The 14,515-nt window shown below is 44.5% G+C and carries 11 protein-coding genes and 1 pseudogene; 9 read left to right on the plus strand and 3 right to left on the minus strand.

The features are described from left to right. Positions 1-358 (minus strand): annotated as a pseudogene (locus tag JFC07_RS03080) (IS982-like element ISPsma1 family transposase); the annotation flags it as partial. A 168-nt stretch (positions 359-526) separates the two neighbouring features. On the opposite strand from JFC07_RS03080, the gene JFC07_RS03085 reads away from it, so the two are divergent. The 7 genes from JFC07_RS03085 to JFC07_RS03115 all read left to right on the plus strand — a co-directional run bounded on the left by JFC07_RS03085 (position 527) and on the right by JFC07_RS03115 (position 7,901). Further along, positions 527-1,627: a DUF2157 domain-containing protein gene (locus JFC07_RS03085; protein ID WP_193030367.1), complete on the plus strand. Its 1,101-nt coding sequence runs from the start codon at positions 527-529 to the stop codon at positions 1,625-1,627. Then, the gene (locus JFC07_RS03090) at positions 1,620-2,795 is read left to right on the plus strand and encodes a DUF4401 domain-containing protein (RefSeq protein ID WP_193030369.1); all 1,176 of its coding nucleotides are present in this window, start codon (positions 1,620-1,622) and stop codon (positions 2,793-2,795) included. The genes JFC07_RS03085 and JFC07_RS03090 overlap by 8 nt, the downstream gene beginning before the upstream one ends. Then, positions 2,792-3,418, plus strand: coding sequence for a GDYXXLXY domain-containing protein (locus JFC07_RS03095; protein WP_198328097.1), 627 nt, complete (start codon positions 2,792-2,794; stop codon positions 3,416-3,418). Before JFC07_RS03090 ends, JFC07_RS03095 begins: the two co-directional genes overlap by 4 nt. A 159-nt stretch (positions 3,419-3,577) precedes the next feature. Further along, a complete protein-coding gene (locus JFC07_RS03100) occupies positions 3,578-4,555 on the plus strand; it encodes a zinc-binding dehydrogenase (RefSeq protein WP_193030373.1) in 978 nt (325 codons plus the stop codon). A 266-nt stretch (positions 4,556-4,821) separates the two neighbouring features. Beyond that, a complete protein-coding gene (locus JFC07_RS03105) occupies positions 4,822-5,802 on the plus strand; it encodes a zinc-binding dehydrogenase (protein WP_198328098.1) in 981 nt (326 codons plus the stop codon). Positions 5,803-5,855: 53 nt separating this feature from the next. Next, positions 5,856-6,860 (plus strand): YhdH/YhfP family quinone oxidoreductase, encoded by a 1,005-nt coding sequence (locus JFC07_RS03110; protein WP_193030377.1) that lies wholly within the window; start codon positions 5,856-5,858, stop codon positions 6,858-6,860. A 192-nt stretch (positions 6,861-7,052) separates the two neighbouring features. After that, a complete protein-coding gene (locus JFC07_RS03115) occupies positions 7,053-7,901 on the plus strand; it encodes an HNH endonuclease (protein WP_193030379.1) in 849 nt (282 codons plus the stop codon). A gap of 75 nt (positions 7,902-7,976) precedes the next feature. Here the strand turns inward: JFC07_RS03115 and JFC07_RS03120 are convergent, their stop codons facing one another. Beyond that, on the minus strand, positions 7,977-8,963 hold the full coding sequence (locus tag JFC07_RS03120; RefSeq protein ID WP_102076599.1) for a tetratricopeptide repeat protein: 987 nt from the start codon (positions 8,961-8,963) through the stop codon (positions 7,977-7,979). A gap of 48 nt (positions 8,964-9,011) precedes the next feature. Beyond that, on the minus strand, positions 9,012-10,622 hold the full coding sequence (gene guaA, locus JFC07_RS03125) for a glutamine-hydrolyzing GMP synthase (RefSeq protein WP_193030381.1): 1,611 nt from the start codon (positions 10,620-10,622) through the stop codon (positions 9,012-9,014). A gap of 403 nt (positions 10,623-11,025) precedes the next feature. Here guaA and JFC07_RS03130 point away from each other — a divergent pair, with 403 nt between their 5' ends. Together JFC07_RS03130 and JFC07_RS03135 are read left to right on the plus strand one after the other, a co-directional pair. Next, a complete protein-coding gene (locus tag JFC07_RS03130) occupies positions 11,026-12,768 on the plus strand; it encodes an FAD-binding oxidoreductase (protein WP_198328099.1) in 1,743 nt (580 codons plus the stop codon). Between the two features lie 24 nt (positions 12,769-12,792). Then, positions 12,793-14,475, plus strand: coding sequence for a glycerol-3-phosphate dehydrogenase/oxidase (locus tag JFC07_RS03135; protein WP_193030385.1), 1,683 nt, complete (start codon positions 12,793-12,795; stop codon positions 14,473-14,475). Positions 14,476-14,515 lie beyond the last annotated feature (40 nt).

The following is a 14,515-nucleotide window of genomic DNA, read 5'->3' on the forward strand; positions in this document are numbered from 1 at the left end:
CATAATGACAGACGGGTATCGGAAAGCCGTCCATAAAATGAATGTTGTCACGGCCTTCAATTTGACTGACGTTATCTTGTATCTGCTGTTTGACTTGCCACAGATTGGCGCAGTGCTTTGCGAAGTTAGGGTATGAGCCGATGGCTGGAAACCAGGCTTGCCAATGCTGGGAAAAGTATTGCCAAATTTGTTTGTCTTGATCAAGGTGTAAAAATTCACCGACCATCTCCATGCAAATAACCTCAGGATCACTTAGCTTTGGCGCGTAACCTGCACTTCGCAAGGGTTTGGTGACGACTATTTTGTAATATTGCTCTACCATTAAATAGATATTGATGATAAATTCGTCTATGGGCATCTCACAACTCCATTGTATTCTTGGTCGAAAACAATAGATTAGTGAGGTGCTCTTCTTTTTTCAATCACTTTCGAAGTTGAGAGTGGGGTAATTTATAAACTTTAGTACATTATGCCAGCGTAAAAACAGCTAAGATAGGCTACAAACCGTTTTTAATCAGAGGCGACTATGAGCCAAGCACGGCGTACTATCGAGCAGTTGCTACATCAAGGTCTTCTTCCCCTTAAAAATACCGAGGCGGCAGCAACGCACCTAGAAGTCTATCCTAGCAAACGCACCTGGCTGATATTTTTTGATAAAGCGCTGCTGATTATTGGCACGGTGGCGCTGGTACTATCCCTTGTGTTCTTTATCGCCTATAACTGGCAAAGCTTGGGCAAAATAGGCAAATTCGCTTTAGTTGAAGGAGCGCTGACGATCACTATTGCGCTTTATGTAGCACTGTCTTTTAGGCGACAATTTCAACTGATTCGGCAGTTATTATTACTTATCGCTAGTATTATTACCGGTAGCTTATTGGCGCTATTTGGGCAGGTCTATCAAACAGGCGCTGATACGTGGCAGCTTTTCTTTGCTTGGGCGATACTGATTACACCTTGGGTAGTTATCGCCCGTTTCCCTGCGCTCTGGCTGCTGTGGTTAGGCTTAATCAATGCCTGCTTGGTACTCTATTTAGATGTCGCAAATCTACAATTTATTAAATATAGCCTGCAAAACATCTCTCAAGTAGCCATCCTTGCGCTATTTAATTTTATTGCCTTTTATAGTTGGCTGATTGGTTTCGATAATAAAACTTCCTCTTCTACTCCCTATCTGTTTCATCGCATTAACGTTAAAAAATCCACTGCTCAAATAAACAGCGCTCAAACCAATTCCAGCTTGCATTGGAGCACTTATGTCGTCGGTTTATTAAGCACGTTTTTTATGACGTATCTGGCGATTGTCACGGTCTTTGATAATGGCAATATCTGGGCGACGCTTATCGCTACCATAGTATGGTTAGGCTGGTGCGGCTTTATGCTTTGGCAGTTTTATCAGCGCCGTCTTGATTTACTGATGCTGACCTATTTGTCGTTTTCTATCATTATTGTGGTGATGTTTTGGGTCGGCAAATGGCTGTTAGATGATTTTGAGGGGGGTGGATTTCTGCTATTAGCCCTGCTACTTATTGGCATGAGCTCGGCAGCAGTTGTGTGGCTGCGCAAAGTTGCTTATATCAACAATGATGACACTACCTCTTTTATTATTAAGGGAGACAGTGATGAATAATGAGCTGAATAATATCAATCATAACAAGCAACAGCCCGAGATTTTGCTATTACAACAGCAGGGATTCATCGACGCACAAAACGTCAATGATAAGCTTTTAAATAATGCAGCTGCAGCGCCTAGCCCGTGGTTTATCAGTTTGCTTTTTGGTTTTAATGGCGTATTTGCCAGTTTATTTTTTATCGGGTTTTTGACCTTAATTTTAGACAACACCGGTTTGCTGGATAGTACGCTAGCGCTATTTATTATTGGCGGCATATTAAGCGGCATTGGCGGATTCTTATTCTATAGCGCCCGCTTGCGCCATAGTTCTTTTTGGAATAGCTTAGCTTTTGCAGTTACGCTAGCAGGTCAAGGTTATATCGCCTATGCTTTACTGGCGAGTGAGATTACAGAGCCACTCAATATAATGCTATTGCTCCTTGTGCAACTGTTAATGACGGTTGTCATTCCCAATTTTATCTATCGTTTATTGAGCGCGACCTTAGCTTTAAACTGCCTGTTTTACTTATTAAATTACTATCACTTATCCGAAATCAGCTTAGGATTATTGGCGCTAATCACTAGCGTGACTCATTTACAGCGCTATACGCTGGCTGCTTTTATTCCGACCAAATGGCGCGCCAGCTTCTTTGATATTAGTAATGCTATTGGCTATGCGAGCGCCTATATTTTACTCAGTGTTTCCGTCTATTTTATTGCTGCGGAATATGGCAATAGATTTAATAACCTTGATAATTACGGTGAGTCCTTTAGCCATAACTACTATCTGTCCCAAGGGCTATTAACGCTTGCCAGCCTTTATGCCGCTTATCTCATTTTAAAGCGCTATCAGGTCAAATTGCGATCAACAGCAGGACTGCTCATTAGCGCTGCGATTGTACTACTTGGGATAATGTCTATTTATGTCTCAGGCTTATTGGCCACCAGTTTGATTATTATCATTGCTACTGCTAATAGCCAACGCGTGCTGTTAGGACTGGGCGTTATCGCCTCGGTCGGTTATATCTTTTGGTATTACTATCAGCTCGATACGTCTTTATTGGTCAAGTCTGCCTCTATGCTGGTCATCGGTAACGCACTACTGCTGCTGCGCTGGCTGCTTATCAAAAACTATTTTGCGCAGATAAAATCAAGCGCTAACGATCATCAGGAGCGGCTGTCATGAATGATAAAATTTTGACCAAGCGCTTGCTTAAAGCCACATCAAAGACCCATTGGCTACAAAAACCGGCAGTCACGATTATTATTGCCCTTCTTGGATTGGCGCTCGTATTGGTGGTGATGACGAGGAATATTATTAAATATGAAGCCCATCTGACGACTGGCGATACGGTTTTATTAGCGCTTGCACCCGTTGATCCACGCGGCTTTATGCAGGGCGACTATATGACCCTCAGCTATGCGCTAGAGCGTGACGTATTTGCCGCCTTAAATAAAGACCCCGGTAGCTATCCTATTAACGAACAAGGCTATGTCATTGTCGCTTTAGACCAACATAATGTCGGACAGTTTAAGCGCTTAGCGGCTAATCAGCCTAGAAATCTAGCCTCTAATGAGATGGCGCTTCACTACCGTATCCGTAACGGCGTAATGCAGCTTGCGACCAATGCTTTTTTCTTCCAAGAAGGTCATGGCGAAGCATTTGAGGCAGCAGAATATGGGCTATTTCGGATTAATGATAAAGGGGAGCCGCTACTGACCAATTTAGTAGATGACGATTTTAAGGTTATTAGTCCAGAGCAGGCACATGCAGAACAAATAACCACAGAACAAACTGCTAATGATTAATGAAACCAACTAAATGCTGCTCACTTAACGCTGACTACTTTGCTTTACCAAAGTAATATTGCGATAAGCAAGCTGGGTTTGCTACTGTTGATGGCTACAAATTTATTCGCTTGTCAAAAACATTTGAAAAAAACGTAACAATTAAAAAAAGGATTTATTATGCGTAGTGCAACTTATGATCATTTTGGCAAACCAACTGAAGTATTAAGCCTCGGCGACCGTCCTATCCCCGAGCCAAAAGCCAATGAAGTGCGCGTCAAAACCATTCTCGCCTCCATCCATAACCATGACCTGCTTACCATTCGCGGTCAGTATGGCTTTAAACCTGAAATGCCGGCTATCGGTGGTAGCGAAGCGTTAGGTATTATTGATGCCGTTGGTAGTGAAGTTAAAGACTTAAAAGTCGGGCAACGCGTGGCGGCTGCCAGTGTACAAGCAACGTGGGCAGAGTATTTTGTCGCATCAGCGGATATGGTGTTTCCTATCCCTGATAGTTTAGAAGATGAAATGGCCGCGCAGTTAATTGCCATGCCGCTGAGTGCGTTGATGCTATTAGAGTTCTTAGAAGTAGAAAGCGGTCAATGGGTTATTCATAATGCCGCCAACGGTGCCGTTGGTAAATCGCTTGCCATGCTAGCGGCGGCGCGCGGCGTCAAAACCATTAATCTGGTAAGAAGTGACGATGCCATAAAAGAGTTAGATACTCTCGGTATCAAAAACAATATCAACACCTCAGATGATGACTGGAAAGAGCAAGTCAAAGCGATCGTCGGTAATGATAAAATCAGTGCGGCGGTGGATTCGGTCGGCGGTGAAAATAGTGGCGATTTGTTATCGTTACTCGGTCATGGTGGCACCTTCGCCGCCTTTGGGGCGATGTCGGGCAGACCTATGGTCATCAATCCGACCCATATGATTTTCAAGCAAGCGGTGATGAAAGGCTTTTGGGGCAGTAAGCTCAGTCAAGAGATGAGTGTGGAGAATAAGCAGCGCCTAGTGAATGAGCTGATCGATAGAGCGGTAGACGGACAATTAAAACTGCCTGTAGAAGCGGTATTTGATTTGGCCGACATCGTAAAAGCGGTCGATGGCAAATTGCAGTCAGGCAAAAAAGGTAAGGTACTGCTAAAACCTTGAATTATTATTCATTTATTATTTAGCTAACCTTCGTTTTATTAACAATGGCAGCGTTCTTTATTAAGAGTGCTGCCATTTTTTATGGCGACTTTTTATAACCTATCTCTTATAGCCTACCGCGCAATATCTTGATAAATAGCAACAACGTTCCTTTACCAAAGTCAGGTTGCAGCTCGCAAGACCCGCTTGTTAAGGTTGATGGGCAATTATCTATTGACGTCGCTTAAAAATTACAACATTGAATTAAAATAATAAAGGAAATCATCATGCGTAGCGCAACTTATAACGAATTTGGCAAACCTTCAGAAGTACTGAGTATCACCGACAGCCCTACCCCAGAACCCAAAAACAACGAAGTCCGTATCAAAACCATCCTGTCCTCTATTCACAATCACGACATCGTGACCATAAAAGGCGAATACGGTCATAAACCTGTTTTGCCTGCCACTGGTGGCTCTGAGGCGGTTGGTACGATTGATGCGTTAGGTAAAGAAGTCAAAGGTTTTGTACAAGGTCAGCGTGTCGTCGTGTCTGGCGTATCAGGCACATGGGCGGAATATTTTGTTGCTCCGGCAAAAAGCCTTATCCCTATTCCAGACGCCATCGATGATGAAATGGCCGCCCAGTTAATTGCCATGCCGATGAGTGCGTTGCTGTTGATTGAATTTTTAAATATTAAGCCCGGTCAATGGCTTATCCAAAACGCCGCCAATGGAGCGGTCGGTGAATCGATGGCGATGCTGGCGCCTAAGCGTCATATCAATACGATTAATTTAGTGCGCAGTAAAGAGTCAGAACAAGAGCTTATCGAGCTTGGTATCACTGAAAATAACATCGTGACCGATGATGACGACTGGAAAGAGCAAGTACAAAAAATCGTTGGTGACGCCAAAATAAGCGGCGCGGTCGATGCGGTCGGCGGCAAATCAGGCGGTGAGCTGCTGTCCCTACTCGGTAAACATGGCGCAATGGCGTCATTGGGGTCAGTGTCTGGCGAACCACTGATGCTAAACCCAAGCAATCTTATTTTCAATTTGACTAAAGTTAAAGGCTTTTGGGCAAGCGATTTGATGCAAGAAATCAGCGCCGATGATAAACAGCGTTTAATTAAAGAGCTGATTGAGCGTGCCTCAAGCGGTATCCTAAAATTACCTACTGGCGGCATCTATAATTTAGACGATATTCAAAAAGCGGTTTCAGAAGACGTCCAATCGGAGAAAAAAGGTAAGATATTGATTGAGGCTTAAGCTGCTTGTGCAAAGAGCATTTACTATAAAAGCAATAAAAAAGGATTCAGACAATGTCGAATAACAAAACCTTTAAAGCCTTAGTGGTTCACGAAACCAGCAACGGTGAATTTGAAAAAAGTATTGAGCAGCGCAGTGCCAGTGACTTGCCTGAAAATGATTTATTAATCGAAGTCCATTATTCATCATTAAATTTCAAAGACGCGATGTCAGCATCCGGCAATAAAAGAATTACCAAACAATACCCGCACACACCCGGTATTGATGCCGCAGGCGTGGTGGTAAGCGATAAGTCTGGCACATTTTCCGAAGGCCAAGAAGTCGTGGTCTTTGGCTATGATTTGGGCATGGATACCGATGGTGGCCTCGCTCAGATGATATCTATCCCTGCCGATTGGGCAGTCGAATGCCCGTCATCGCTCACACTAAAAGAAGCGATGATCTATGGTACGGGCGGTCTGACCGCAGCGTTAAGTGTGCAAAAGCTTGAGAAAATGGGCGCAAAACCTGAAGACGGTCCAGTCGCGGTGACAGGTGCAACGGGCGGCGTCGGTAGTATCAGCATCGCCATATTAAGTCAGCTTGGTTATGAGGTCATCGCCTTTTCTGGCAAGCCTGAACAAAGCGACTATTTAAAAGCGCTTGGCGCAAGCGAAGTCCGTCATCGTGATACCATCAATGAGATCGGCGATAAACCTGTCGGTCGCGAGCTATGGGCAAATGCTATTGACACCATCGGCGGCGACTATCTGGCAAACCTACTAAAGCAAACCAAAGCGGGCGGCGCAGTGACCTCTTGCGGCTTGGCGGGCGGCGCTGAATTTACGATGACGGTATTGCCGTTTATCACTCGCGCGGTGTCCCTACTCGGTATCGATTCGGTCTATATTCCCCTGGCTGATAAAAAGGCTATTTGGGAGCGCGTCTCGACCGATATGAAGCTACCTAATTTAGAGAAGTATGCTGAAGAGATTACGCTTGAGCAAACACCTGAGTACTTAGATCGCTTTATGGCTAGTCAGACGGTTGGGCGTTATGTGGTGAATGTGCGGGGTTAAAGCTTAGATTGTTAACAGCTAAATTTTATAAGCAGTGGCGGTGTTCTTCACTTTGGAGAGCACCGCTATTTTTTTAAATCTTATAATAGAATTTTATAAACTCCAAAAATTGCGATTTAATGCAAGAACCATAAAAACACTTATCAACTATAGTAAACTCTATTAGCTTAATAAGAAAATAAGGAAGCCATAGTGTTTGAAATAGGAAAAATCTATAACCGTCGTTCTGATATACACAGTATATATAAAGGGCAACAATATGGTGGCATAGCAACGCCAGCCGAGCATCCATATATATTTATTTTTACCGGCGATGCTGGCGGCGAATATGGCTATATTGATGATTTTGACCCTAACGGCACCTTTAAATATACGGGTGAAGGCCAAGAAGGCGACATGAGAATGACCAAAGGTAATTTGGCAATTCATGACCATCAAAAAAACAATAAAGAAATTCTACTTTTCGAATCAACATCACGAGGCTTTGTACGGTTTTTAGGGTATTGTAATTATGTTTTTCATCATATTGAAGAACGGCCAGATAGAAATGGCGAGCTTCGTGGCGCTATCGTTTTTCATCTAGATATAGTTAATACTAAAAATATTGATACAACTCAAACTCTGCCATCTAAAGTAGTTGAAGCCCCTAAAGCCGTTTATATCACTAAGCCTAGTAAAGGTAAGTCATTACAGCAATTACGAGAGATTGCCTTAAGTTCAACACCAACCCACGCAAGCACTAAAGAAAAAATTCAATCTATTCAAAACCGTAGTACAGCAATTAAGCTGTATGCTAAAAAAAGAGCTAATGGTTTATGCGAGGGATGTAATGAGACAGCGCCATTTGAAACTAAATCTGGACCTTATCTGGAAGTTCATCATCTAACTAGATTGGCAGATGGTGGTGCGGACTTACCTCAAAACGTTATTGCGTTATGTCCTACCTGTCATCGAAAAGCTCACTACTCTTTAGGCCATTTAGAATTTAATAATAAGTTAATAAACAAAGTTGCTGCTATCGAAGCAAAACTTATCGAGTAAAACTTTTATGTTTAAAATAAAAAACACCCAACCAAGTTGAGTGTTTTAACTAAAGAGAAGTGCCGCTAAATCAAATTATTTTTTCTTCTTTTTCTCAGCACGTTTTTTCTCAATCAGGGTTTGAGCGGTAGTATTTTCTTCCCACCAATCGCCCATATCTTGCCAGTAGAGATAAGCCTGCTCTTTACCACCAATTTCGATACCATAACTATTGATACCCATACCGCGTGGTCTAGGATGACGCTTTTTAAGAATTTCATGCGCCACTTCAGGCAAGTTATCTTTTGCGATATCCCACTCTTTTTCAGCCTTATCTAATTTATCTTGATAACAGTAAGCCAGCACCTTACCGAAAGCGATATTTGCAAGCATATCCTCTGGATAGTTGTCGCAAATTCGAATTATTTTCTGATACTCTTCGGTAAACATGTACCATTCTATCAGCGCTTCACGCATACCTAGGTTGTCATTAGGGCAAACTTGTAGCAGCCTTTCTCCCTGCTCGCAGGCTTCATCAAAGCTCATATTGTCAGCATAGACATTTGCCAGCTGAAACAGCGCTCGCAAAAAGGGACGGTTCTCCATGATGCCCCATGGCAGCTTACTTTTTTGCCAATTAAAGTTTTTGGGGAAATACTCTAAGTATAGGCGCATACATTCGCGGCTACTCAATAGTGCTAAAAAGCTGTCATCATGCTGCTCACACAAAAATGCTAAGTTAAAGTAAGCATCAGGGTCATTCATATTCTCTAATACTAAAAACTGAGCAATATCACGAGCCACTTCATAACCTTCTTTTTCCAGCGTCATCTGTATCACTTGGAATGAGGTTGGCGGCTGCTCATCAAAGTCTTGCACAATTTCATGCTGAAATTTGGTCATGACTTCATTCATAATATCGTTGATATCACGACCTCTTTTTACCTCGGCATCTACAAAGGCTTTTATTTTAAGATTAAGCGCTCTACCAGCGCCAAGCGCATTTGATCTATTGTCAGCCGACTTATCGCTAACGTCATCTTCAAACATCCACTCGTTTTGTCCCACATGAACCAGTTTCATAGTCCATCACTCCTTTGCGTTGATATTACAATCATAGCATATGAATAATTATTCCCACTCAATCGTCGCAGGCGGCTTACTCGACACATCATAAGTCACGCGTGAGACATCAGCGATTTCATTCATGATGCGATTCGATACTGTCTCAATCAAATCATACGGCAGATGGGCAAAGCGCGCGGTCATAAAGTCCACGGTCTCAACCGCACGTAGCGCAATCACCCACGCATAGCGGCGACCATCACCGACCACGCCAACAGACTTGATCGGTTGGAATACTGCAAAGGCCTGCGCGGTTTTGTCATACCAGCCCGAACGCTCCAGCTCCTGCATAAAGATCGCATCGGCAAGGCGCAGGATATCAGCATATTCTTTTTTCACTTCGCCAAGGATTCGCACGCCTAGACCTGGGCCTGGGAACGGATGACGGTAAATCATCTTCTCTGGTAGGCCAAGCGTGATACCAAGTTTACGCACTTCATCTTTAAATAGATCGCGTAATGGCTCAACGAGTTCAAACGCCAAGTCATCAGGTAGACCACCAACGTTATGGTGGCTCTTAATCACGTGCGCCTTACCTTGGTGCGATTTGGCGGACTCAATCACGTCAGGGTAAATCGTCCCTTGTGCTAGGAACTCAATGGTTTTGCCATCGCTTTGTGCGCTGATTTCGCGGGCACTATTGGCAAACACATCAATAAAGGTTTTACCGATGATTTTACGTTTGGCTTCGGGATCAGACTCGCCTGCTAAGGCGTTTAAGAATAAATCTTCGGCATCGACACGGATGACTTTGACACCCATGTTTTCAGCGAACACTTGCATCACCTGATCGCCTTCGTGCAAACGCAAGAGACCATTATCAACGAACACACAGGTCAGCTGATCGCCAATGGCTTTATGCAATAGCGCGGCAACCACTGAGCTATCGACACCGCCGGATAAACCGAGCAATACTTGTTTGTCACCGATTTGCTCTTTGAGCTGTGCCACGCGCATATCGATAATATTATCAGGCGTCCAATCGCCGGCGCAGTCGCAAATCTGATGGACAAAACGACCCAATAACGCTTGACCTTGTAAAGTATGCGTCACTTCAGGGTGGAACTGTAGACCATAGTACTGCTTGTCGTCATTGGCCATAATGGCAATCGGACAGCTCGGCGTACTGGCGATAATATCAAAGCCTTGCGGCGCTTCGATCACTTTATCACCATGACTCATCCAAACGTTTAGCGTGGTCGCGTTGTCTTCACTGACGTGGTCTTCGATACCTTCGGTTAATTTTGAATGACGATCGACATTGATGGTCGCGGCACCAAATTCATGGATATCGCTGGCATGAACTTTACCGCCGAAACGATCCGCCATTGCCTGCATACCGTAGCAAATGCCCAATACTGGCACACCAAGCTCAAACACAGCGTCATTGATACGCGGACTGTTTTCAGCATGCACGCTCTCAGGGCCGCCCGATAGGATGACACCCTTTGCGCCAAAGTCCGTGATGCGCTGGGTGTCGATATCATAAGGGAACATCTCACAAAAAACGCCAGAGTCGCGTACACGGCGAGCAATCAGTTGGCTATATTGCGAGCCAAAATCAAGAATAAGAATACGATCTTCTTTGATAGTAGGGATAGCAGCGGCAGTGGTCATAAATCGATGTCCATCAAGAAAAAATTAGTGCCCTATTTTAACAAGTTTGCGCCTATTAATGGCTATTAGATGGTGAATTATTGACGATTTTTGCGAGATATTACGCCTTGATAAGAATAATACGCCAACGCGAACCCCAATAATGCCGCTACTAAATAAAAGTCATAAATTTTTATTATACAAAAGACGAGTCTATATGAAATATTTGTTTATATTGTGCTATGCTCAAACGATAAATATGTTTGCTTTAGGATTGGTGATTGGCATAAGCGCTTAATATCGTATGATTTTTACGATAACCCTGAGCCTAATCATTCATCTATGCTGAGTAGAAAAACTGAATCAGCTTCAACCGAATCCTTTAGTATAAAAACTGTGATAACGAATCGACAGGTATGTCCCTATGAGCATAATCAAATCTCTTATTCGTAAAACCACCAACTTTCCTGCTACCAAAAACACTGATAATAATTTAGAACCTATCCAAAAAAATAATACGGCTACTAATTCGACTGCCAATACGCCTATTGAGCAGACGCGCTGGAACGGTTGGGGCAATGTCAGTATCAATAAAACTGTCTCGCCGCATGGTGCAAAATTAATAAAATCACATATCGGTAAAACCAAAAAACTGTCCTCTGTGAGCTTACAACAGGTACTCAACACCGTACCAAAATCACGCCTGCCTGCTGCGCTCACCGACCTTAATATCGTCTCAACTGATAAAGAAGTGAGGCTCAGACACGCGCGCGGGCAAAGTTTTCCTGATTGGATAGCGATGCATGGCGGCGACTTTGAAGTATTTCCTGATGGCGTCGCTTTCCCAGAGTCGACCGCTGATGTCGAAAGCTTATTAACACTAGCCAGCGAGCATGACTTAATTGCCATTCCCTTTGGTGGCGGCACCTCCGTGGCCGGTCATATCAACCCACAAAAGGGCTCACGTCCAGTCCTTACCATCGCCATGAGTAAGATGGATCAGCTGCTTGACTTAGATACTGAGAGCCAAATTGCAACCTTTGGCGCGGGTACACAAGGACCAGCTGTCGAAGCGCAATTGGACGCGCACGGTTACCGTTTAGGCCATTATCCGCAGTCTTGGGAGCTATCCACCCTTGGCGGCTGGATTGCCGCGCGCTCTAGTGGTCAGCAGTCATTGGGCTACGGACGTATCGAACAGCTATTTGCGGGCGGTACACTCGTTACCCCGCAAGGTGTGCTTAATATCGCTGATATTCCAGCGTCATCAGCAGGACCTGATTTGCGTGAGATGATGATGGGCACTGAGGGTCGTGCTGGTATTTTTACGACAGTCAAAATGCGTGTACAACCGCAGCCTGAGGAAGAACTGTTTAAAGTGGCTTTCCTGCCTAATTGGGAAGCAGGTAAAGAAGTGCTTAGACAAGCGGTGCAAAAAAATGTTCGCTTATCTATGTTACGTCTCAGTAATGCCGTCGAAACTGATGCGCATCTGCATTTAGGCACGTCACCGAGCCAATTTTTAGCCATTAGCACCTATCTAAAAGCGCGCGGACTAAGCTCAGATAAGGTTATGCTCACTTACGGCGTATCAGGCGATAAAGCGCAGAATAAATTGGCGCTGACACAGTTTAATAAGCTGTTAAAGCAGCACGGTAGTGTCACGGGTAAAATCACTGATATCATGGGCAGTGTTTGGGCGCATGGGCGCTTTAAATTCCCTTATTTGCGTGGCACTTTATGGGACAAAGGCATCATGGTCGATACCTTTGAAACTGCTACTAATTGGAATAGTATCGACGAGCAGATGCAGCAGATGCAAGAAGCGGTGAGAACCTCTTTAACAGAGGAAAGCGAGGAGGTCATGGCCTTTACCCATATCTCACACGTCTATAAGCAAGGTGCGAGCCTTTATACCACCTACTTTTTCCGCGCGGCAAAAGACCATGCGACTACCTTACAGCGCTGGCAAAAAATTAAACATGCTGCCAGTGTTAGCCTTGCTCATGGTAAAGCGACCATCTCGCATCAACACGGCGTTGGCCGTGATCATGCGCCGTATCTTGCCGTCGAAAAAGGAAAGCTTGGCATGCAAGTAACCCATGATATGCTCAAAAGCCTAGACCCTGAACAGCGTATGAACCCAGGTGTATTGCTTGAGAAGTAATAAACAAATTAAGAAGAGTGAGATATGACTCAAACCAAGCAACGCCAACAAGCATTAGCGCCTTTATCTTGTGGCTCGTCTCAAGTAAAACCTTGGGACATGCTTATCATCGGTGGCGGCATTACTGGCGCTGGGATTGCGCGCGAAGCGGCACGGCGCGGCTTAGCAGTATTGTTAATCGAACAAAAAGACTTTGCTTGGGGCACCTCCAGCCGTTCAAGCAAGATGGTACATGGCGGATTGCGCTACATTGCCTCGGGTGATTATAAAACCACCTTGCTGAGCGTGCGCGAGCGTGAGCGTATGCTCAGTGAAGCAAGCGGCCTTGTGAATGAAATGCACTACATCATGCCGCATTATAAAGGCAAGTTTCCGCCGCCATGGATATTTAAAATTTTATTACGCGTTTACGATGGACTGGCGGGCAAGCGCTACTCTAAGTACTTTAAAAAAGATGCCTTTCTTAGCCTGAACCCAAATATCAAACAAGACAAATTTTTGGGTGCCAGTCAATTTAGCGATGCGGTGACCGATGACTCGCGGCTGGTGATGCGCGTCCTTGCTGAGGCGATTCACGACGGCGCGCAGGCGATTAATTACCTAAAAGCCGAAACGTTGATTACCAATGAACAAGGCTTGGTAGTAGGCGCAACACTAAAAGACACTTCTTCTGAGGACAATGCTCAAAATAATGTTCAAAGCAATGCTGAAAGTTACAATGTTTACGCCAAAGTGGTGGTCAGCGCGACTGGTGCTTGGGCGGATACTTTACGGATGCAAGCCAGTAAGCAAACCGAACAAAGCTTCCATAAGCAAATCCGTCCGTCACGCGGCAGTCATTTGGTCGTGAGCAAAGAGCGTTTGCCGATCGAGCAAGCCTATACCTTTTTGCATCCTGTCGATAAAAGAGCGGTATTTGTCTTTCCGTGGGAAAATCGTACGGTACTTGGCACCACTGATTTGGATCATCCACCTTTGGACGATAGCGAGGTCGGCATCACGAATGAAGAGGTCGATTATCTATTAACGGCGACTAACGAACTGTTTAATGATGTCAAGCTTAACCGAAAAGATGTCATCAGTACGTGGGCAGGTGTGCGTCCGCTGATATCAGAAGGCGGCGATGGCAAACGCGTCAGCCCCAGTAAAGAAAAGCGCGACCACAGCGTGTGGCTCGACAATAACCTCGTCACCGTTAGCGGCGGCAAGCTAACAACCTTTCGCCTTATTGCTTTAGATGTCCTTGAAAAGTGTCAAGAAGTGCTCACCCTTGATAAGTCTGTCATTCAAAAGCAAACCTTAAATGATGATCACGTTTTTAGCAATACCGCGCCAACCAATCCTAAATTTTTTACTTTACCAAAAGCTCTACAACAACGCTTACAAGGGTTTTACGGTCGCCAGCTTGATACTTTACTTGAGCTTGCGCATGAAGATGATTTGGCTTATGTCACCGACAGCAATACCATTTGGGCAGAGATCCGTTTTGCCGCGCGCCATGAGCAAGTCATGCATTTAGATGATTTATTACTGCGGCGTACGCGCTTGGGTTTAATCCTACCGAATGGGGCAATGACGCCGTTAATTAGCGCTAGACTGAAGCAGATATGTCAGCAAGAGCTCGGCTGGAATGAGCAAAAATGGCAGCAAGAAGCCCAGCGCTATCAAAATTTATGGCAACGCTATTATCATTTGCCTGCGGCTTAGCGCTTTTCTATTATATTAATAGCCATTGCTACTGGTATAA

Source organism: Psychrobacter faecalis, assembly GCF_016107575.1.
Taxonomy (GTDB): Bacteria; Pseudomonadota; Gammaproteobacteria; order Pseudomonadales; family Moraxellaceae; genus Psychrobacter; species Psychrobacter faecalis.